The sequence below is a fragment of the Streptomyces sp. NPDC048349 genome, from assembly GCF_040651925.1.
Classification (GTDB): Bacteria; Actinomycetota; Actinomycetes; order Streptomycetales; family Streptomycetaceae; genus Streptomyces.
Genome location: NZ_JBEZLA010000008.1, coordinates 123,055 through 143,885 on the forward strand (window position 1 = coordinate 123,055; position 20,831 = coordinate 143,885).

15 protein-coding genes are annotated in these 20,831 nt (G+C 71.5%); 9 read left to right on the top strand and 6 right to left on the bottom strand.

Annotated elements, in window-relative coordinates; all coding sequences use genetic code 11:
• Position 1 precedes the first annotated feature (1 nt).
• The 4 genes from AB0D44_RS07345 to AB0D44_RS07360 all read left to right on the top strand — a co-directional run bounded on the left by AB0D44_RS07345 (position 2) and on the right by AB0D44_RS07360 (position 4,977).
• Positions 2-673, top strand: a complete 672-nt coding sequence (locus AB0D44_RS07345; RefSeq protein WP_362585732.1) for an L-ribulose-5-phosphate 4-epimerase — start codon at positions 2-4, stop codon at positions 671-673.
• Between the two features lie 16 nt (positions 674-689).
• Positions 690-2,201 (top strand): L-arabinose isomerase, encoded by a 1,512-nt coding sequence (araA, locus tag AB0D44_RS07350; protein WP_362585733.1) that lies wholly within the window; start codon positions 690-692, stop codon positions 2,199-2,201.
• 93 nt (positions 2,202-2,294) lie between these two features.
• Complete coding sequence (locus tag AB0D44_RS07355) at positions 2,295-3,401, top strand: aldose epimerase family protein (RefSeq protein ID WP_362585736.1); 1,107 nt, start codon at positions 2,295-2,297, stop codon at positions 3,399-3,401.
• A 142-nt stretch (positions 3,402-3,543) separates the two neighbouring features.
• Positions 3,544-4,977 carry a family 43 glycosylhydrolase gene (locus AB0D44_RS07360; protein WP_362585832.1) on the top strand — a complete coding sequence of 478 codons (1,434 nt, stop codon included), beginning with the start codon at positions 3,544-3,546 and terminating at the stop codon, positions 4,975-4,977.
• Between the two features lie 53 nt (positions 4,978-5,030).
• Here AB0D44_RS07360 and mmsB read toward each other — a convergent pair whose 3' ends face one another.
• The 5 genes from mmsB to AB0D44_RS07385 form a co-directional block, all read right to left on the bottom strand.
• The gene (mmsB, locus tag AB0D44_RS07365) at positions 5,031-6,284 is read right to left on the bottom strand and encodes a multiple monosaccharide ABC transporter permease (protein WP_362585739.1); all 1,254 of its coding nucleotides are present in this window, start codon (positions 6,282-6,284) and stop codon (positions 5,031-5,033) included.
• A gap of 3 nt (positions 6,285-6,287) precedes the next feature.
• Positions 6,288-7,835: a multiple monosaccharide ABC transporter ATP-binding protein gene (gene mmsA / locus AB0D44_RS07370; RefSeq protein ID WP_362585742.1), complete on the bottom strand. Its 1,548-nt coding sequence runs from the start codon at positions 7,833-7,835 to the stop codon at positions 6,288-6,290.
• A 109-nt stretch (positions 7,836-7,944) separates the two neighbouring features.
• Complete coding sequence (chvE, locus tag AB0D44_RS07375) at positions 7,945-9,027, bottom strand: multiple monosaccharide ABC transporter substrate-binding protein (protein WP_362585744.1); 1,083 nt, start codon at positions 9,025-9,027, stop codon at positions 7,945-7,947.
• 379 nt (positions 9,028-9,406) lie between these two features.
• Positions 9,407-9,622 carry a DUF6243 family protein gene (locus tag AB0D44_RS07380; protein ID WP_362585747.1) on the bottom strand — a complete coding sequence of 72 codons (216 nt, stop codon included), beginning with the start codon at positions 9,620-9,622 and terminating at the stop codon, positions 9,407-9,409.
• 270 nt (positions 9,623-9,892) lie between these two features.
• Positions 9,893-12,379, bottom strand: coding sequence for a SpoIIE family protein phosphatase (locus tag AB0D44_RS07385; protein WP_362585749.1), 2,487 nt, complete (start codon positions 12,377-12,379; stop codon positions 9,893-9,895).
• 272 nt (positions 12,380-12,651) lie between these two features.
• On the opposite strand from AB0D44_RS07385, the gene AB0D44_RS07390 reads away from it, so the two are divergent.
• From AB0D44_RS07390 to AB0D44_RS07400, 3 genes are all read left to right on the top strand, one after another.
• The gene (locus AB0D44_RS07390) at positions 12,652-15,084 is read left to right on the top strand and encodes a SpoIIE family protein phosphatase (protein WP_362585752.1); all 2,433 of its coding nucleotides are present in this window, start codon (positions 12,652-12,654) and stop codon (positions 15,082-15,084) included.
• A gap of 239 nt (positions 15,085-15,323) precedes the next feature.
• On the top strand, positions 15,324-16,301 hold the full coding sequence (locus tag AB0D44_RS07395) for a helix-turn-helix domain-containing protein (RefSeq protein WP_362585755.1): 978 nt from the start codon (positions 15,324-15,326) through the stop codon (positions 16,299-16,301).
• Positions 16,302-16,424: 123 nt separating this feature from the next.
• Positions 16,425-17,168: an MBL fold metallo-hydrolase gene (locus tag AB0D44_RS07400; RefSeq protein ID WP_362585758.1), complete on the top strand. Its 744-nt coding sequence runs from the start codon at positions 16,425-16,427 to the stop codon at positions 17,166-17,168.
• Between the two features lie 3 nt (positions 17,169-17,171).
• Here AB0D44_RS07400 and AB0D44_RS07405 read toward each other — a convergent pair whose 3' ends face one another.
• Positions 17,172-17,750, bottom strand: coding sequence for a hypothetical protein (locus AB0D44_RS07405; RefSeq protein ID WP_362585761.1), 579 nt, complete (start codon positions 17,748-17,750; stop codon positions 17,172-17,174).
• A 279-nt stretch (positions 17,751-18,029) separates the two neighbouring features.
• Between AB0D44_RS07405 and lanKC the strand changes: the two genes are divergently transcribed.
• A complete protein-coding gene (gene lanKC, locus AB0D44_RS07410; protein ID WP_362585764.1) occupies positions 18,030-20,666 on the top strand; it encodes a class III lanthionine synthetase LanKC in 2,637 nt (878 codons plus the stop codon).
• Positions 20,663-20,797 carry a SapB/AmfS family lanthipeptide gene (locus AB0D44_RS07415; RefSeq protein WP_362585767.1) on the top strand — a complete coding sequence of 45 codons (135 nt, stop codon included), beginning with the start codon at positions 20,663-20,665 and terminating at the stop codon, positions 20,795-20,797. The genes lanKC and AB0D44_RS07415 overlap by 4 nt, the downstream gene beginning before the upstream one ends.
• Positions 20,798-20,831 lie beyond the last annotated feature (34 nt).

A 20,831-nucleotide genomic window follows, 5' to 3' on the forward strand; every position in this document is an offset into this window, starting at 1 on the left:
CGTGGAATCCCCTATCGATCTGCTGCGCCGCCAGGTCAGCGACCTCCACCAGGAGCTGGTCCGCTACAACCTCGTCGTCTGGACGGCCGGCAACGTCTCGGCCCGCGTCCCCGGCGAGGACCTGATGGTCATCAAGCCGAGCGGCGTCTCGTACGACGAGCTGACGCCCCGGAACATGATTCTCTGCGACCTGGACGGCAAGGTCGTCGAGGGCGAGTACTCCCCGTCCTCCGACACCGCCGCACACGCCTACGTCTACCGCCACATGCCCCACGTCGGGGGAGTGGTCCACACCCACTCGACGTACGCGAGCGCCTGGGCCGCGCGCGGTGAGGCGGTGCCCTGCGTACTGACCGCCATGGCCGACGAGTTCGGTGCCGCGATCCCCGTCGGCCCCTTCGCGCTGATCGGCGACGACTCCATCGGCCGCGGCATCGTCGAGACCCTGCGGGACCACCGCTCACCCGCCGTCCTGATGAAGAGCCACGGCGTCTTCACGATCGGCAAGGACGCCAGGGCAGCCGTCAAGGCCGCCGTGATGTGCGAGGACGTCGCGCGCACCGTCCACATCTCCCGCCAGCTCGGCGAGCCCCTGCCGATCGCGCAGGACGACATCGACCGCCTCAACCACCGCTACCAGAACGTGTACGGCCAGCAGCCCACTGCCCGCTAAGGAGACACACGCCCCCATGAAGGCACAGAAGGCAATCGAGGGCCGCGAAGTCTGGTTCCTGACCGGCAGCCAAGGGCTTTACGGCGACGACACCTTGCGTCAGGTCGCAGAGCAGTCCCGCCGGATCGCCGACGCACTCGGCGACTCCGGCATCCCGGTGAACATCGTCTGGAAGCCCGTCCTCACCGACGCCGGCGCGATCCGGCGGATCTGCCTCGACGCCAACGCCGACGACGCCTGCATCGGCCTCATCGCGTGGATGCACACCTTCTCCCCGGCGAAGATGTGGATCTCGGGCCTGGACGCCCTGCGCAAGCCGCTGCTCCACCTGCACACCCAGGCCAACGTCTCGCTGCCCTGGGCGTCGATCGACATGGACTTCATGAACCTGAACCAAGCAGCCCACGGGGACCGCGAGTTCGGCTACATCCAGTCCCGGCTCGGCGTGGCCCGCAAGACCGTCGCCGGACACGTCAGCGACCCCTCGGTCGCCGCGCGGATCGCCTCCTGGGCCCGGGCCGCGACCGGCCGCTGCGAGCTGCGGAGCCTCAAGCTGGCGCGCTTCGGCGACAACATGCGCGACGTCGCCGTGACCGAGGGGGACAAGGTCGAGGCCCAGCTCCGCTTCGGCGTCTCGGTCAACACCTACGGGGTCAACGACCTGGTCGAAGCCGTCGACGCGGCCGCCGACGCCGACGTCACCGAACTGGTCAAGGAGTACGAGGACACCTACCGGCTCGCCCCCGAGCTCCGCCCGGGCGGGGACCGGCACGACTCCCTGCGCTACGCCGCCCGCATCGAACTCGGGCTGCGCGGCTTCCTCGCGGACGGCGGCTTCCACGCCTTCACCACCAACTTCGAGGACCTCGGAGGGCTGCGTCAGCTGCCCGGCCTGGCCGTGCAGCGGCTGATGGCCGACGGCTACGGGTTCGGCGGCGAAGGCGACTGGAAGACCTCCGTCCTGCTGCGCACGCTCAAGGTGATGTCCGCCGGACTGGCGGGAGGCACGTCCTTCATGGAGGACTACACCTACCACCTCGAGCCGGGGCAGGAGTTGATCCTCGGGGCGCACATGCTGGAGGTCTGCCCGACCATCGCAGCCGCCGTGCCGTCCTGCGAGGTCCATCCGCTGGGCATCGGCGGCCGCGAGGACGCGGTCCGCCTCGTCTTCGACGCCCGGCCCGGCCCCGCCGTCGTGGTCGGGCTGGCCGACATGGGCGACCGGTTCCGCCTGGTCGCCAACGAGATCGACGTGATCGGGCCCCCCGAGCCGCTGCCGAAGCTGCCCGTCGCGCGTGCCGTCTGGCAGCCGCGGCCGAACCTGCGCACGTCGACCGAGGCATGGCTGACTGCCGGCGCTCCCCACCACACCGTGCTGTCGAGCGCGCTCGGGACCGAGGAGCTGGGCGACCTCGCCGACATGCTCGCCACCGAGCTGCTGGTCATCGACGCGGACACCACGATCCGCCAGTTCACCCAGGAGATCCGCTGGAACCAGGCCTACCACCGCCTGGCCCAGGGCTTCTGACGCAAAGGGCGAGCGGGGGTCCTCCCGGGCCGCCGCCGCCCTTTCGGTCCTCCCGAACCCACCCCGTCCCCCGAATCGGAGTGACGAACAGCCATGCCCGACGCGCCCACCCGACTCGACGGCGGTTCCCTGACGATCCGTCGCGAGCCGTACGCGACCCTCCCGGACGGGCGGGTCGTCGACCGCTGGGCCTTCGGCTCCGAGGGCGCCGTCACGGCGGAAGTGCTCAGCCTCGGCGCCCGGCTCCAGGAGCTGTACGCACCGGACCGGGACGGGCACCGCGCCAACATCGTGCTGGGCGGCGGGAGCGTGGCGGACATGCTCGGCGAGGCGAAGTACCTCGGGGCAACGGTCGGCCGCTACGCGAACCGGATCGCAGGCGGCGAACTGCCCGTCGCGGGCACCGTCCACCGGCTGCGGACGCAGGGAAACGGCCACACCCTGCACGGCGGCCCCGAAGGCTTCGACGCGCGCATCTGGGACGCCACAGAGGTGCGCGAGCCGAGCCGCGTCGGCGTCCGCTTCACGCTGCACAGCCCGGACGGCGACCAGGGCTTCCCCGGCGCGCTCACCGTCCAGGTGACCTATCTGCTGGACCGTGCGGGTTCGCTCACACTCGCGTACGAGGCCGCCACCGACGCGCCCACGGTGGTCAACCTGACCAACCACGCCTACTTCAACCTGGCCGGCGAGGGCAGCGGCACCATCCTCGACCACGTGCTGCAGGTCGACGCGGACCAGTACACGCCCGTGGACGGCGAGTTGATCCCGTACGGCCCGCACTTCCCGGTCGAGGGCACCCCGTTCGACCTCACCGAGCCGCGCCCGGTCGGCGAGCGGATCACGGCCGACCACCCGCAGCTGCGGCTGGCCGGCGGTGGATTCGACCACAACTGGGTGCTCCGTCCGTACGAGGGCCAGGACCCGCGGCAGGTGGCGGTACTGGCGCACCGGGCCAGCGGCAGACGGATGGAGTGCCTGACCACCGAGCCCGGCCTGCAGATCTACACCGGGAACCTCTTCGACGGCTCGCTGACAGGTCCGGGCGGCGCACCGTACCGGGCCTTCGCCGGGATCGCGCTGGAAACCCAGCACTTCCCCGACTCGCCGCACCGCCCTTTCTACCCCTCCACCGTCCTGCGCCCGGGGGAGGAGTACCGCTCGACCACGCTCTACCGGTTCTCGGTGGACCCAGGCTGACCCGCGGCGCCCGGCCGCGCCCGACCCTGCGCGGCCCTCAGGCAGTGGTCCTGGCTGAACAACACCTGCCGGCAGTGGCAGCTCAAGGCCAACCGAACCTCCTCCACCCCCACCCACAGGAGAAGTCGTGACCGGAACGCGCATGCTCCCGACAGCTCTCACGGCCGTAGCCGTCCTGGCCGCCGCCCAACTTCTGGTGGTCCCGGCTCAGGCCGCGACACCTGCCTCGCCCGCCGTCTCGTACGCCAACCCCCTGGTGAACCAGCGCGCCGACGCCCAGATCTACAAGCACACCGACGGCTCCTACTACTTCACCGCGACCGCCCCTGAGTACGACCGCATCATCCTGCGCCGGGCGACGACCATCCGGGGTCTGTCCACCGCCCCCGAGACGGTGATCTGGACCAAGCACGCCACCGGCGAGATGGGCGCGCACATCTGGGCCCCGGAGATCCACTTCATCGACGGCAAGTGGTACGTGTACTTCGCCGCCGGATCCACCACCGACGTGTGGAAGATCCGGATGTACGTCCTCGAGAGCTCCGCCGCCAACCCGCTCGGCGGCGGCTGGACCGAGAAGGGCAAGATCGCCACCCCGATGGACAGCTTCGCGCTGGACGCCACCACCTTCGTCGTGGGCGGCACCCGCTACCTCAGCTGGGCCCAGCAGGACCCGGCCATCGCGACCAACTCGAATGTCTACGTAGCGAAGATGTCGAACCCCTGGACCATCTCCGGCACGCCGACCCGGCTCACGGTGCCCACCTACGGCTGGGAGACGGCCGGCTTCAAGGTCAACGAAGGCCCGGCGCTCATCCAGCGCGGCGGAATGGTCTTCCTGAGTTACTCGGCGTCCGCGACCGACAGCAACTACTGCCTCGGCCTGCTCTCCGCCTCCGCGACCAGCGACCTCCTCAACCCGACCTCCTGGACGAAGAGCCCGAGGCCGGTCTTCACCAGCAACACGGCGACCGGCCAGTACGGCCCGGGCCACAACCAATTCACCACGTCCGAGGACGGCAAGAGCGACATCCTCGTGTACCACGACCGCAACTACAAAGACATCACCGGGGATCCGCTCGACGACCCCAACCGCCGCACCCGCGTCCAGAAGCTGTACTGGAACTCCGACGGCACACCCAACTTCGGCATCCCGGTCGCGGACGGCGCCACGCCGTTCCGTCTCTCCTCGTACAACTACCCCGACCGATACATCCGCCACTGGGAGTACCGGGCCAGGCTGGAGGCGGACATGGCCAACCTGGCCGACTCGCAGTTCCGCACCGTGACCGGGCTCTCCGGCAGCGGCACCGTCTCGCTGGAGTCCGCCAACTTCCCCGGCTACTACCTCCGCAGCAGGAACGGCGAGGCCTGGGTCGAGAAGAACGACGGCACGACCGCCTTCAAGGACAGCGCCAGCTTCCACCAGCGCGCCGGCCTCGCGGATCCGGCGGGGGTCTCCTACGAGTCGTACAGCGATCCGGGCCAGTACCTGCGGCACTACGACTTCCTGCTCCACGTCCAGCCCGTCAGCACCACCTTGGCCAAGGCTGACGCCACCTTCCACCGACAATGACCACCCCGTCCGCCCGCCCCCCTCCCCCCGGGGGTGCGGCCGGACGCAGCGGCTCAGGAACCGGCCCTGCGCTTGTTGTAGACGTCGAATCCGACCGCGGCCAGCAGCACCAGGCCCTTGATGACCTGCTGGTAGTCGGTGCCGATACCGACGAGCGACATGCCGTTGTTGAGCACGCCGAGCACCAGGCCGCCGATGATGGCGCCGAGCACCGTGCCGACGCCGCCCGAGGCCGAGGCGCCGCCGATGAACGCGGCGGCGATCGCCTCCAGTTCGAAGTTGATACCGGCCTGCGGTGTGCCCGCGTTGAGGCGGGCGGCGAAGACCATGCCGGCCAGCGCCGCCAGCACGCCCATGTTGACGAAGGCGAGGAAGACGACCCGCTTGCTCTTGACCCCCGACAGCTTCGCCGCGGCCTCGTTGCCGCCGATCGCGTAAGCGTGGCGGCCCAGGACGGAGTTGCGCATCACGTACCCGAAGGCGACCAGCAGCACGCCGAGGATCAGCAGCACGATGGGGAAGCCGTGGTAGCTCGCCAGCAGCAGGGTGAACACCAGCACGGCGGCGGCGATGGCACCCAGCTTCGCCAGGAAGAAGCCCAGCGGGAACACCGCGAGGCCGTGGCGGGCGGCCTGCCGGCGGCCCCTGACCTCCTGCAGGACGGCTACCACGAGCACGACGAGCCCCAGCAGCAGGGTCAGGTTGTGGTAGTCGGTCTGCGGGCCGACCTCGGGCAGGAAGCCGCTGCTGATCTCCTGGAAGCCCTTGGGGAAGGGAGCCACCGACTGGCCCTGCAGCACGATCTGCGTCCCCCCGCGGAACAACAGCATGCCGGCCAGCGTGACGATGAAGGACGGGATACCGACGTACGCGATCCAGAACCCCTGCCAGGCACCGGCGGCCGCCCCGATCAACAGGGCCGCGGCCAGCGCGAGCGGCCACGGCACGTCGTGCTTGACCATCATCACGGCCGCGGCGGCGCCGACGAAGGAGGCCAGAGACCCGACCGAAAGATCGATGTGCCCCGCGATGATCACGATCATCATGCCGATGGCCAGAATCAGGATGTAGCTGTTCTGCTGGATCAGATTCGTGACGTTCAGCGGCTGGAGCAGGATGCCGCCGGTCCATATCTGGAACACCGCGACGATCAGCGCCAGCGCGACCAGCATGCCGTACTGGCGTACGTTGCCGCGCAGCGCCCGCGCCAGCAGGGGGCCGATGCCGCCACCGCCTCCGGGCTCGGCCGGCGCGGCCTTCCTGAGGTCCGTCGTGCCCGGGGTGTCCGTGGTCTCCGTCTGGGCCATGCCCTACACCTGCTCGTTCTCGGTCGCAGCGGTCACGGTCATGAGGCGCATGAGTGACTCCTGGGTCGCGTTCGCGCGGTCCACCTCACCGGTGAGCCGGCCCTCGGCCATCGTGTAGATGCGGTCGCACAGGCCGAGCAGTTCGGGGAGTTCGGAGGAAATGATGAGCACCGCCTTGCCCTCGGCCGCGAGTTCGGCGATCACCGTGTAGATCTCGGCCTTGGCGCCGATGTCGATGCCCCGGGTGGGTTCGTCGAGGATCAGTACGTCGGGCCCGGAGAAGATCCACTTGCTGAGGACCACCTTCTGCTGGTTGCCTCCGCTGAGTTTCCCGGTCTCCGCGTACACCGAGGGCGCCTTGATGTTCATGGTCCTGCGGAAGGACTCGGCGACCCGGGTCTCCTCGTGCTCGTTGACCCAGCCGCGCCGCGCGACCTTGCCGAGCGCGCTCAGCGAGATGTTGCGGCTGATGCCTTCCATCAGGTTCAGCCCGAGGTGTTTGCGGTCCTCGGGGACGTACGCGATGCCGTGGCCGATCGCCTCCGGGACGGTGCGGGTGCGGATCTCCTTGCCGTCCAGCAGTACCCGGCCTCCCGCGTAGCGCCCGTACGAGCGGCCGAAGACGCTCATCGCGAGCTCGGTACGGCCGGCCCCCATCAGGCCGGCGATACCGACGATCTCCCCGCGCCCGACCTCGAGCGACACGCCGTCGACCACCTTGCGCTGATGGTCGATCGGGTGGTGGACGGTCCACCCCTCGACGGCGAAGGCGACCTCGCCCGCCTCGGGTGCGCGCTCCGGGTAGCGGTGCTCCAGATCGCGGCCGACCATGCCCCGGATGATCCGGTCCTCGGAGATGCCCTGCGCGCCCACCGCGATGGTCTCGATGGTCCGGCCGTCGCGCAGGATGGTGACGGAGTCGGCGACCTGGGCGATCTCGCCCAGCTTGTGCGAGATGAGGATGCAGGAGATGCCCTGGGCCTTGAGCTCCAGGATGAGGTCGAGCAGCTTGCGGCTGTCCTCGCCGTTCAGGGCGGCCGTGGGCTCGTCCAGGATCAGCAGCTTGACCTCCTTGGCGAGCGCCTTGGCGATCTCGACCAGCTGCTGCTTGCCCACGCCGATGTCGGCGACCCGGGTGTGCGGGCTCTCGTCCAGGCCGACCCGGCGCAGCAGCGCCCTGGCGTGGGTGAGCGTCTTGCTCCAGCTGATGAAGCCCCGCGTGGCGTGCTCGTTGCCGAGGAAGATGTTCTCCGCGATGGAGAGGTACGGCACCAGGGCGAGCTCCTGGTGGATGATCACGATGCCGCGCCGTTCGCTGGCCCGGATGTCCTTGAAGGCACAGGGCTCGCCCTGGAAGAGGATCTCGCCTTCGTAGGAGCCGTGCGGGTGAACTCCGCTGAGCACCTTCATCAGGGTGGACTTCCCGGCGCCGTTCTCACCGCAGACGGCGTGGACTTCGCCGGGGGCGACGCTCAGGGTGACGCCGGAGAGGGCTTTGACGCCGGGGAAGGACTTGCTGATCGAACGCATCTCGAGGACGGGTCCGGCCATGGTGGTGCATCCGTTCGACTGGGGGGCGGGACGGGGGGCCTGTCAGCTCGACTGCCCCACCCGTACCCGCCCGGCTCTGGTGCGGCCCCGTGTTCGGGCCCGGTGGCGGCTACTTGAGCTGATCAGCGGTGTACTGCCCGCCCTCGACCAGCACCTTCTGGTAGTTCTCCTTGTCGACGCTGACCGGTTGCAGCAGGTAGGCCGGTACGACCTTGACACCGTTGTCGTACTGCGTGGTGTCGTTGACCTCGGGCTTGCCGCCGGTGAGCAGGGCGTCGCCCATCTGCACCGCGACCTTGGCCAGCTCACGGGTGTCCTTGTACACGGTCTGGGTCTGCTCGCCCGCGATGACGGACTTCACCGAGGCCAGCTCGGCGTCCTGGCCGGTGACGACCGGAAGCGCCTTGCCCGAGCTGCCGTAGCCGACGCCCTTGAGGGAGGACAGGATGCCGATGGAGATGCCGTCGTAGGGGGAGAGGACCGCGTCGACCCGGGCGGAGGTGTACGACTTGCTCAGCAGGTTGTCCATGCGGGACTGTGCGACGCCGCCGTCCCAGCGCAGCGTGGCGACCTGGTTGAAGCCCGTCTGACCGCTCTGGACGACCAGCTTCTTCTGGTCGACGTACGGCTGGAGCACGCTCATGGCGCCCTGGAAGAAGAAGGTGGCGTTGTTGTCGTCCGGCGAGCCGGCGAACAGCTCGATGTTGAACGGGCCCTTGCCGTTCGCGAGGTCCAGCTTGTCGGCGATGTAAGTGCCCTGCAGGACACCGACCTTGAAGTTGTCGAAGGTCGCGTAGTAGTCGACGGCCCCGGTGCCGCGGATCAAGCGGTCGTACGAGATCACGGGGATCTTCGCGTCGGCGGCCCTCTGGAGGACGTTCGTGAGCGAGGAGCCGTCGATGGCAGCCACCACCAGCAGCCTGGCACCCTTCGTGATCATGTTCTCGATCTGCGACACCTGGTTCTCGACGACGTTGTCGCCGTATTGCAGGTCGGTCTTGTATCCCTTGGCCTGGAACTGCTTGACCATGTTGTCGCCGTCGTTGATCCAGCGCTCCGACGACTTGGTGGGCATCGCGATGCCGACCAGGCCGCCCTTGGCGTCACCGCCGCCCGCGCCGTCGCCCACGCCGTTGGCGCTCTGGCCGCAGGCCGTCAGGGTCAACGTGAGGCCCGCAGCAGCGAGGCCCATCAAAACCTTCCGCACTCTTCCTCCAGTGGTCTATCGCGATCGGCGGGACCTCGGCGGGGCCTCGGATCGGGTCGAGCGGGTCGAGCGTCGGCCGGGGGTGGGGGCGGCCGGGTTCGCCCGGGCCTGGTACGGCCGACCGGGCTGCGGGTGAAACCTGAGAGTTAACGCTCACAGAAACTGCGTCAAGGGTCCGGAGATCACTGTTGGGTATAGCGGGGCGTAGGTGAGACGCGCTCGGGAGTGCGTGTGCGACGGCTATACTGTGAGCGCTAACAATGCCCGCAGCAGCGTCCGGTACGGCAGCAGGGCCCGGACCGCGCGTCGCGGTCCGGGCCCTGCCCGTGCTGTGCCGCCCTGCGGCAGGGGTGCGTCAGCTGCGTCAGCTCTGTGCGGTGTCGTCGCCGGCCTGCCTGGCACCCTCGGCCGCGCGTGCCTTCTCGCGCATCTTGCGCACCAGCTCCGCCTTCCGGTCGGCGGCACCTTGGCGGTCGAGGTTGCGGTGCGGACCGTTGTTCTGCCGCTCGGCGCGGGACAGCTTCTTGCGCTGGCCGCCGCCCTGGCCCACCGGGTTGTTGATGTTCTTGCTGTCGGTCACGGGCTCTCCCGGTGGTGATGTGAAGTGATCTGCGGATTCATCGGTGGGGGACGGGTGCGGCGACCTCGGAGGACGTCAGCAAGGGCCCGTCACGCCCTCACTCGTCCATCGGCCTCTGGAAGAACATGACAAAGACGTTACCCGGTTCCCCCGACCCCGCAGACCAACCCCTTCGCCGCCCCGGCGTCGGCCCGGCCTTCTGCGAGCGCCCACGGTCCGGCCACCACTCGGCCAGCTCGACGGGGCCGCGGCCATCACCCCGCAAGCCGGTCAGGCGGGGGGCAGGTTCTGTTCGGACCAGACCGTCTTGCCCCCCAGGGTGTAGCGGCTGCCCCAGCGGTGCGAGAGCTGGGCGACGATGTAGAGGCCGCGGCCGCCCTCCTCGGAGTTCCGTGCGCGCCGCATCCTCGGCTGCGTGTTGCTGGAGTCCGTGACCTCGCAGGTCAGGGTGTCCGCCCGGATCAGCCGGAGCCGGACCGGGCCGCCGGCGTGCCGGATGGCGTTGGTGACCAGCTCGCTGACGATGAGCTCCGTGCTGAAGGCGAGCTCGTCCAGGTCCCAGGCGGTCAGCTGGTCCAGTACGAGGTGGCGCGCGTCGCCGACGATCGCCGGGTCGGCGTCGAGCCGCCAGGTCGCGATGGAGTCGGCGTCCACCACCCGGGTGCGGGCCAGCAGGAGCGTGACGTCGTCCCTCAGCCTGCCCGGCGGCAGCCCTTCCACGATGTCGTGCCGTGCCTGACGCAGCGGCCGGCCGAGGACATCCGCGCGCAGCAGCCGGTCCGCGAGGTCGCGCATGCCCTCGTCGATGTCCCCCTCGCCGCGTTCGACCAGGCCGTCGGTGTACAGGGCGAGCACGCTCCCCGGCGGCAGTTCGCGTTCGACCGGCTCGAAGGGCCAGCCGCCGACCCCCAGGGGCGGGCCGGGGCTCAGCTCGACGTACTCCACGGCACCGTCCGGGCCGACCACGGCCGGAGGCGGGTGCCCGGCGCTCGCCATGACGCAGCTGCGGGTGACCGGGTCGTAGACGGCGTACAGGCAGGTGGCCCCGGCCGGACCGCTGGGCACCGGCGTGCCCGCGTCGCCGTCGTCCGCATCGTCGCTCTCCGCCTCGGCGACGACCTGCAGGACCATGTCGTCCACGTGCGCCAGCAGTTCCTCGGGTTCCAGTTCCAAGTCGGCCATCGCGCGTACGGCGCTGCGCAGACGGCCCATCATGGCCGTGGCGTGCAGGCCGTGGCCGGCGACGTCCCCGACCACCAGGGCGACGCGGGCGGAGGACAGGGGGATGACGTCGAACCAGTCGCCGCCCACTCCGCTGTCCGCGTCGGCCGGCAGGTAGACGCTGGCGGCCTCCAGCGCGGGCGTGTCCGAGGTGGCCGGCGGCAGGAGGCTGCGCTGCAGGCCGACCGCGGTGCGGCGTTCCTTGGTGTACCGCCGCGCGTTGTCCACGGCGACGGCCGCACGGGCGGCGATCTCCTCCAGGAGCGCCAGGTCCTCCTCGTCCATCGGGGGAGCGTCGCCCGTGCGCCAGAGCGTGAGCCTTCCGAACCGGATGCCGCGTGCGCACAGCGGCGCCGTCATCGCCGAATGGGCACCGGGGACGGCGGTGGCCCACTCGGGGGCCGTGTCGTTCCCGGGTCCCGTGGGCCGGGTCCCGAGGCCGGTGATCAGCTCTCCGCCGCGCTCCCGGACGCCGGGCGCGGCCGGTTCGGGCACTCCCGGACCCGTCCCGGCCGGGTGGGGACAGGCCGGGGCGAGCGGAGCCGTGAAGTGGGACGTACCCGTCCGCAGCACGTCCGCTTCCGCTCCGGCGACGGCCATCCGGATCAGGGGCAGGGCGAGGTGACCCTCGGCGGGGGGTTCCCCGCCGGTCAGTACGGTCTCCACGAGATCCACCGCGGCGCAGTCGCCGAAGGCCGGCGCCAGGACGGCGACCAGGTCCTCGACGGTGCGCAGGACGGACAGCGAGCCGCCCAGCGCTCCGGTCGCGCGGTACAGCAGGTCCAGCCGCCCGCGCGACCGCTCGTGGTCGGTGACGTCGGTGAACACCGCCGCCACGCCCATCGGATGTCCGTCGGGTTCCTGGAGCCGGAACGCCTGGATGGTCACGACCCGGCCGCCCCTCGGGTCGTCCAGGGTGCGCGCGGTCGTGTTGAAACCGACCAGGGGGTTCCCGCTGTCCAGGACCTCCCGCAGCCGGTCGTCGATGATCCGCGCGTCCTCGGCCCACAGGAAGTCGGCCAGGCGCCGGCCCTTCAGGTCGACGGGCACCCCGGTGTACGGCAGCAGGTGCGTGTTCGTCCGCAGCAGGCGCAGGTCCGCATCGAAGACGGCCAGGCCCACCCGGCCCTGCAGGAACAGTTCATGGGTGAAGGCGTGGTCCTGCCGCCACTGGGCGACCAGGTCCAGGGGTGCCCCGAGGACCAGGCAGCGGGCCGCGTCCCCGAGCGTGCCGTCGTACAGCGGGACGACGCGGAAGCCGATCTCCAGCTCGGCTCCCGTGCCGCGGCGCAGGGTGGCCCGGCCCTCCCACCCCGCCCGCTTTCCCCGCCCGCCCCGGGCCAGCAGCGCTTCCCAGTCGGCCGCGTCCGCCAGGAGGTCCCGGGCCGGCCGGCCGCACACGTCTGCGGACCTGCGCTCCAGGAGGGCTTCGGCCGCCGGAGTCCAGGCAATGATCGTCCCGGCGCCGTCCAGCAGTGCCGCGGCCGTGTTGGTGACAGCGAAGGGATAGTCCTGGTTGCTCTCGGTGGCGCGCATGCGTGCCCATCTCGTCCGCCGGTCCCGCTGTTCCCATGCTGGTCGATGTCCGGAACGAGAGCCAGCGCGCTGCGCCATCCGAGGCCTTCGCCCGGTCCCGGTCACCGGCGCACCTCGCGCGGCCCGGCCCGTAGGTCCGCCCCCCGGGCCGGTTCCGCAGCGCAGGCGGCACCGGCCCCGGCCTGCGTGCCGACTCGCCCGAACGGTCCCGGGCGGGACAGCATGGAGGGAGGCGGTCGGCGCGACGCCCTCGACAGGAGGCGATACGGACAGTGACCAGGCATCGCTTTGCGTTCTGCGGGGCCGAGCTCGCCGCCGTCTACGTGGTCGCCGACCAGGACCGGGAACTCCATCTGGCCGAGCTGACCGGAAACCGCGGCGTGCTCTACGGACTGCCCGCCATCCTCGCCGTGGCCGGCCACTCGCCCGCGGCCAATGCCTTCCGCTCCGGCAGGCCGCTGTGGCTGAACCCCAAGGAACTGGCCACGTTCATCGAGGACGATCCCCACCACTTCCCCACCCGGATCCGGGACGGTGGACCCACCTCGCCCGCCCGGATCTCGCTCGGCGCACTGCCCCTGGGCCACGGCGACCAGGAGCTCGGATGCCTGATCGTCGCCGGCGACGTCGGCGACGGCTTCAGCGCCGACGACCGCAGCCTCCTGGAGCTCTACGCCGACCAGGTGGCCGCCGGACTCGAATCGGTCGCCGCCCGCTTCGCCGGACGCAGAGCCCCGCAGGCGCACCTGGGCCACTCCCTGGTGCCCGACCAGGGCGGCGCGTTCATCCTCGAGCTGAACACCGGCCGCATGGAGGCCCACGCCCACGTGCTGGACCTGCTCGGCCTGCCTCCCGAGGAGTTCGACGGGCAGGTGGAGACCCTGCTCGCCTGCGCCGTCCCCGACGACATGCCCGCACTGATGGCCCTCGTCGAGCCGGACCGGCTGGCCGCCGGCGGACAGCAGCTGGCGTTCCGCATCCGCCGCCCGAACGGAGAGCTGCGCTGGCTGGGGCTGCGGTGCCGGGTGGAGGTGGACTCCGACGGCACACCGCAGCGCGTCCTCGGTGTGGTCGCCGACGCCACCTATCTGCGCCCCAGCGCCGACGACGTCTCCCTCGTACAGCGGCTGTCGGCCACGCTGGCGGGAGCGGCGACCATCCGGGAGGTCAGCCGGCTGGCGGTCGCCGCCCTGCGCGAGCCGCTCGGCGCCTCCCGGGTCGCGGTCGGCGAACTGGAGCACGACCGGCTCGTCGTCACCGCCCTCGACCCGCCGGAGCCCGATGCCTGGCCCGGGATCTGGCGCTCGGAATGGCGGTCCGAGTGGCCCGACGCGTCGCTCGGCGACCTGCCCACCCTGCAGAGCGCGCTGCACGGCCGGCACATGAGCCTGTGGCCGCCGGGCGCGGCGCTCGAGCCCGGTCTCCTGGGCGTCGGGCCCGGCGGTCTTGCGGTGCTGCCGCTGCCCGCCGAAGGCAGGATGGTCGGGGTGTGTCTGGTGGGGTGGGACACGGAGCACCGGTTCGGCCCGGAGGAGCGGTCGCTGCTGACCGCGACCGCGGGGCTGGTGGGCCAGGCCCTGGTGCGCGCCCACGCGCTGGACGCCGGCCACGAGCTCTCCACCATGCTCCAGCGCAGTCTGCTGCCCCGTAAGCTTCCGGAACTGCCGGGCGGGGTCGCCGTCGCGCGCTACCTTCCCGCGACGGCGGGACTCGAGGTCGGCGGCGACTGGTACGACGTCATTCCGCTCAGTGACGGTCACGTGGCCTTCGTCATCGGGGACGTCCAGGGGCACAGCGCGGGAGCCGCCACCATCATGGGCCAGATGCGCACCGCGGTCAGGGCCTACGCGGTGGAGGGCCACCCGCCCGACGTGGTCGTCGCGCGGGCCAACCGCCTGCTCGTCGGCATGGAGACCGACCTGTTCGCCACCTGCGGGTACGTGGACCTCGACATGGAGGAGGGCATCGCCAGGATCGTACGGGCCGGCCATCTTCCGCCGGTCGTGCGCCATCCCGACGGCGTCACCGAGGAGATGGCCGTCGAGGGCGGGCCTCCGCTGGGCGTGCTCGCGGAGGCCGACTTCCCCATGACCGAAACGGGGCTGGTCCCCGGAACCCTGCTCGTCCTGCTGACGGACGGCCTGGTCGAGTCGGCCAGGCTGCCCCTGGAGGAGGGCATGCGGCGGGTGCGCGACGTGCTCGCCGTCGCCGACCCGGCCGATCCCGGAAGGGTGGCCGACGAGCTGGTCCTCGGCGTGGGCCGCCGCGACGACGACGTGGCGTTGCTGCTGCTGCGCTACGACGGCACGCTGGGCCGGCCGCTGCGGCGCCACTGGACGGTGTGGCGGCTGCCCAAGGCGGTCCTGCACGCGCGCCGCTTCACCGCACGCACCCTGCGGTCCTGGGGCGTGGTCGAGGAACTCGACGCGGCTCTTCTGGTCGTGTCCGAGCTGGTCACCAACGCCATCGCGCACACCCAGGGCGAGGTGGGGATGGACCTGATCCTGTCGGCGGACCGGCTGCGGATCGCCGTGAACGACGCGTCGCCGCGCAGCCCCGTCAAACCGGTGTCGGTGAGCTGGGAGTCGACCGGGGGCCGGGGGCTGCTCATCGTCGAGGCGACGGCGACGGCCTGGGGTTCGGTGCCGCTCAGCGGTGGCAAGCAGGTGTGGGCCGAGATCCCCTGGCGCCGCGCGAGCGCCTGACGCGGTCCCCTGCGGGGCATGCGGGGGAGCAGCGAGGGCAGCGCTCGCATCCGGCGGGCCGCCCCCGCGCCGTAGGCGATGCCGAAGACCGGGGACGCGAGGAAGGTGACGTGCCGGGAGAACCCGTCGCTGAACCGGCGACTGCCCGGCCCGTCGGACCCCGGGCCGGGCCGCCCGATGTCCGGATCTGAGACAACCTCGTCATTGCGGACACGCGCCGCAGGGCGAATGATCGACGCATGCCCACACCGCGAAGAGTCGTCATCGTTGCGTTCCCCGGCGCCGAGTTGCTCGACGTCACGGGGCCCGCCGAGGTGTTCTCCGTGGCGACCCGGGTCACGGGGCCCGACGGGGCCGGCTACCGGGTGCAGATGGCGACGGCCGACGGAGGCGAGCTGGTGACCTCCGGCGGGATGCGCCTGATGTCCGACCTCACCCTGGAAGAAGTGGACGGCAGGGTGGACACCCTGCTGGTGGCCGGTGCCATCACCCAGGACGGACAGAGGGTCGAGGCGGTCGTCGACCGGACCGTCAGCGACTGGCTGCGCCGCGGAGAGCCCCGGCCCCGCAGGATCGGCTCGATCTGCGCCGGCGCCCATCTGCTGGCGGATGCGGGGCTCCTGGAGGGCCTGCGGGCCACGACCCACTGGCTCACCGCCGCGCAGCTGGCCGCCGACCACCCGGAGGTCGACGTCGACCCGGATCCCATCTTCATCCGGTCGGGGCGGGTGTGGACCTGCGCGGGAGTGACCTCCGGGATGGACATGGCCCTGGCGATGGTGGCCGAGGACCACGGCCAGGCCGTCGCGCTCGCCACCGCCCGCATGATGGTCATGTACATGAAGCGCTCGGGCGGGCAGAGCCAGTTCAGCGTGCCGCTCTCGGTGCAGGCGCCCCCCGACGACCCGGTGGAAGCAGTGTGCCGGTGGATCGCCGAGCATCCCCGCGAGGACCTCTCGACCGAAGCCCTCGCCGCCCGGATGCATCTGAGCGCGCGCCACTTCTCACGCCTCTTCGGCAGGCGTACCGGCAGCACCCCCGCCTCCTACGTCGAGACCGCACGCCTGGAGGCGGCCCGCCGGCTGCTGGAGGAATCCGACCTGAGCCTGCCGGAGATCGCCGCTGCCAGCGGCCTGGGCTCGGTGAAGACCCTGCACCGGTCCTTCCAGCGGCAGCTGGGCACCACTCCTGCCGAGTACCGCCGCCGCTTCCGCTAGGACCGGCCCGAACCCGCCCCTCCCGACCCACAGGCCACCCCGGCGCCCCCGCGCACGGGGAGCCCCGGCCTGCCCCGACACGAAATCCCCCGAGCAGCACCCACCGCACAGGAGAACGACACGATGTCCCACACGAAGGTCATTGCGATCCCGGTCCTCGGCCGGCACGCCGTCAACGCGTACCTGCTGCTGGGCCGGCGCCCCGTCATCGTGGACGCCGGGACCCCGGGCAGCGCCCGCAAGATCTACCACCAGGTCGCCGCGCACGGGGTGGACCCCGCGGACATCGCGCTGATCGTCCTCACGCACGGCCACATCGACCACTTCGGCTCCGCGGCCGAGCTGCACAGGCTGACGGGGGCTCCCCTCGCCGGACACATCGCCGACCTGGAGCCCTACCGTACCGGCCGGGTCCGCGAGCCGTACCTGCCCACCGGCCCCATGGGCCGCCTCATGAACCGCAACAGGAACCTCCACGTCCGGGCCGAACCCTTCGAACCGCACGTCCTGGTCCGCGGCGAGACGAGCCTCGACGACTTCGGGATCGCGGCGCGCATCATGCCCACTCCCGGGCACACCGCCGGCTCGGTCTCCGTCATCACCGACTCCGGTGACCTCGTCGCGGGAGACCTGGTGGCCAACTCCTTCATGGGCCTCATACCGGGGAAGCCGGCCAACCCGCCCTTCCACGACGACCCGCTCGGCAACCTCGCCAGCCTGCGCGAGATGCTCGCCCTGGACCCCGAGCGCCTCCACGTGGGCCACGGCACCCCGCTCGACCCCGACCGGGTGCGGCGCTGGGCAACGCGCGAACAGCGCCGCCTGGACCGCCTGGCCGCCCGGGGACGTCTGACCACTCGTACCTGACGATCAGTGCCGGCTGTTCAGGAAGCCGATGGCGACCGCGCCCCACCAGGCCGCTTGCGACACGGACGCCGTCACGGCGCCGCGGACCAGCAGCGAGCGCCGGACGGGGCCGCCGCCGACGGCGGCCAGCCGGCGGTGCAGGGCGGACGCCTGAACGCCGTTGAGGGAGAGCAGCAGGACCAGGCCCAGCTTGACGCACGTCAGGGGCGAGCCGAGATCGGGGTGGAGGAAGGCCCCGCTGAAGAGCAGGCCGCCCAGGCCGGCCCACACCGGTACGTGCAGGGGCGCGGTGAAGTCGAGGACCTCGCCGAGGGTCTTGCGGCCCGTGAGCCACAGGACGCCGTAGTAGTCGATGGCGAGGACCGCACCGAAGCCCAGGACCAGGGAGGCGAGGTGGACGAACAGGGCCGCCGTGTGCAGGGTGACGTCGGCGCGCAGGTGCAGGGCGATCCACGTCGTGGCGGCCCACCCGAGGCATACGGCGAGGGAAGCCACCGCGGTCCCGCACCACTCGGGGAGCCGGAGGAGTTCTACGTCCCGTCCAGGTCTTCGAGGGGTCGCGGTGGCGTCGGCGGCGGACATTGCTGCTCCAGTGATCATGTGCAGGGGTGCGTGCCGCACCGGCGGGGTGCGAGCGAAGGTAAGGCTGGCCTAAGCATCGATGGTCGTCAAGGTGACCGTCCGCACAGTGGGCACGACCCTGCGCCGCCACGGCCCCCGGCCCCGCCCGGCCCTCCCGGCCGCCGTGGAGCCCGGTTGGTGACTCGTGAGTACTGCACACCCCATCAGTGACAGCGGTGACTGTCGCCGCATCCGCCGGGCGTGACACGGTCGGATCTGCCGCCGACCGAGGGAGCAGGAGTGAACAAGGGGTACGCCGCGTTCTGCGACGCCGACCGCTGGTTCTACGACGCGCCGTACCGGCGGGTCGGGGAGAGCTACCCGGCCGCCGTCGCCCCCGTTCCGACGGGGTGGCGCTCGCACCGGAGCGGCGACTGGCTCGCGCTGCGTCCCGTCGGCGCCGAACTGCCCGCCCAGGGCTGGAAGATCCACGTGTCGGCCACGCTCGACAACGCCGAGTCGGTGCTGAGCACCGTGTACGAGTACTGCACCGCCCGGCACATCGCCTTCAAGTTCATACCGAGCCGCTACCTGCTGCACCTGCGCAACGCCAAGTACGCCGAGCGCGCGGCGAGCGGCAAGTTCCTCACCGTGTACCCGGCCGACGAGGAACAGTGCCGCCGGATCGCGGAGGACCTCGACGCCTCGCTCGCGGGGGCGGCCGGCCCCTACATCCTCAGCGATCTGCGCTGGGGCGCCGGACCGGTCCACGTGCGCTACGGCAGCTTCACCCTGCGCCACTGCTACGACGAGCACGGCGAACTGGTCCCGGCCCTCGAGACCCCCGAGGGGCGGCTCGTACCGGACCGGCGCGGGCCGGTCTTCCAGCCGCCCGAATGGCTCGAACTGCCCGACTTCCTCCAGCCGCACCTCGCGGCCCGCTCCGCGGTGACGCTGACCGACATCCCGTTCACCCTGGAGCGGGCGCTGCACTTCTCCAACGGCGGCGGCGTCTACCTCGGCAAGGACAGCCGCACCGGCGAGGCCGTGGTCCTCAAGGAGGCCCGGCCGTACGCCGGACTGGCCGCCGACGGCGCCGACGCCGTGGCCCGGCTGCACCGCGAACAGGCCGCACTGGAACGCCTGTCGGGCCTGGACTGCGTCCCCGCGGTCCGCGGCACGTTCACCGTCGGCGACCACCACTTCCTGGTGCTGGAACACCTCGAAGGCAAGCCGCTCAACACGTACTTCGCCCGCCGCCACCCCCTGATCGAGGCGGATCCGGACCCCGCGGAGCTGGCCTCGTACACCGAGTGGGCGCTGAAGATCCATCAGCGGGTGACGGAAGCCGTCGACGCCGTGCACGCCCGGGGCGTCGTCTTCAACGACCTCCACCTCTTCAACATCATGGTGGCGGAGGACGAGGCGGGCGAACCCTCCGTGGCCCTGCTGGACTTCGAAGCCGCCGCGCACGTCGACGAGGGGCTGCGGCAGACCGTGGCCAACCCCGCCTTCGTCGCCCCGGCCGAACGGCGCGGGTTCTCCGTCGACCGCTACGCTCTCGCCTGCTTACGGCTCGCCCTGTTCCTGCCGTTGACCAGCCTGCTCGTCCTGGACCGGGCCAAGGCCGTTCACCTGGCCGCCGTCGCCGCCGAACAGTTCCCCGTACCGCGCACGTTCCTCGACGAGGCCGTCGAGGAGATCCTGTCCGGCGCACCGCAGGGCGCACCGGGCGACCGCCTGCCCGCACCGGCCGGACCGTACCTGCCCGTCGAGCCCGGACAGTGGCCGGCCGCCCGTACCTCGATGACCGCGGCGCTGCGCGCGAGCGCCACCCCGCAGCGCGAAGACCGCTTCGTCCCGGGCGACATCGCCCAGTTCGCGGCCGCCGGGGGAGGCATCGGCTTCGGCTACGGGATCTCGGGAGTGCTCCACGCCCTCGCCGAGACCGGCGCCGAACCCTGGCCCGAGGCCGAGCAGTGGCTGCTCGACCGGACCGAGGAACCGGCGTCGGGTACTCCGCTCGGCTTCTACGACGGCCTGGCCGGCACGGCCTGGACCCTGCACCGGCTCGGACACCGCGAACGCGCCCTCGCGCTCGCCGAACAACTGCTGCACCAGCCCTGGCAGAGCGCGGGCCCCGACCTGCACAGCGGCCTGGCCGGCATCGGCCTCGCCCTGGACGCGCTCGGCACCGCGAGCGGCGAGGGCGAGCTGCACGCCGCGGCCCTGCGCTGCGCCGAACTGATCACCCGGCCGGAGCAGCGGCCCACCCGTGCCGGTCTGCTGTACGGCAACGCGGGCCCCGCCCTGCTCCTCGTGCGGCTGTACGAGCGCACCGGCGACAAGGAACTGCTGATCCAGGCCGCCCACGCGCTCCACCGCGACCTCGACCGCTGCGTCACCAGCGCGTACGGAACCCTCCAGGTCAACGAGGGCTGGCGCACGATGCCGTACCTCGGCGAGGGCAGCGTCGGCATCGGCATGGTGCTCGACGACTGGCTGGAACACGGCCCCGACGAGCGGTTCGAGCAGGCCCGGCGCGAGATCGTACGGGCGGCCCAGGCGACCTTCTACGCCCAGCCGGGGCTGCTGCGCGGCGCCGCCGGGATGATCCTCTACCTGGCCCGGACCACCACGCCGGGCCCGGGTACCGGGTCCGACGCACTGGCCCGCCAGATCGACGCACTGGCCCGGCACGCCGTGCCGTACCAGGGGCATCTGGCCTTCCCCGGCGAGCAGATGATGCGGCTGTCCATGGACCTCGCCACGGGCACGGCCGGCGCCCTCCTCGCCCTCGGCAGCGCGGCGCCCGGCGGGCGCGCGCACCTGCCGTTCCTCCCGCCGCTGCGCGAGCGCGCGGCGGCCCCCAAGCCGGTCCCGTCCGGGGCCGTGACCCATCGCACCACTCGAGAGAAGAAGAGGAACCTGACATGACGCTTCTTGACCTGCAGTCGATGGAGACCCCGAAGGACGAGACCGCCGAGGTCGCGATGACGGGCGGCGGCAGCCGCGCCAGCCTGCTGCTCTGCGGTGACAGCAGCCTGAGCATCACGACCTGTAACTGACATAGGTCATCTCGGGCCCGGGCGGTTCGCCGCC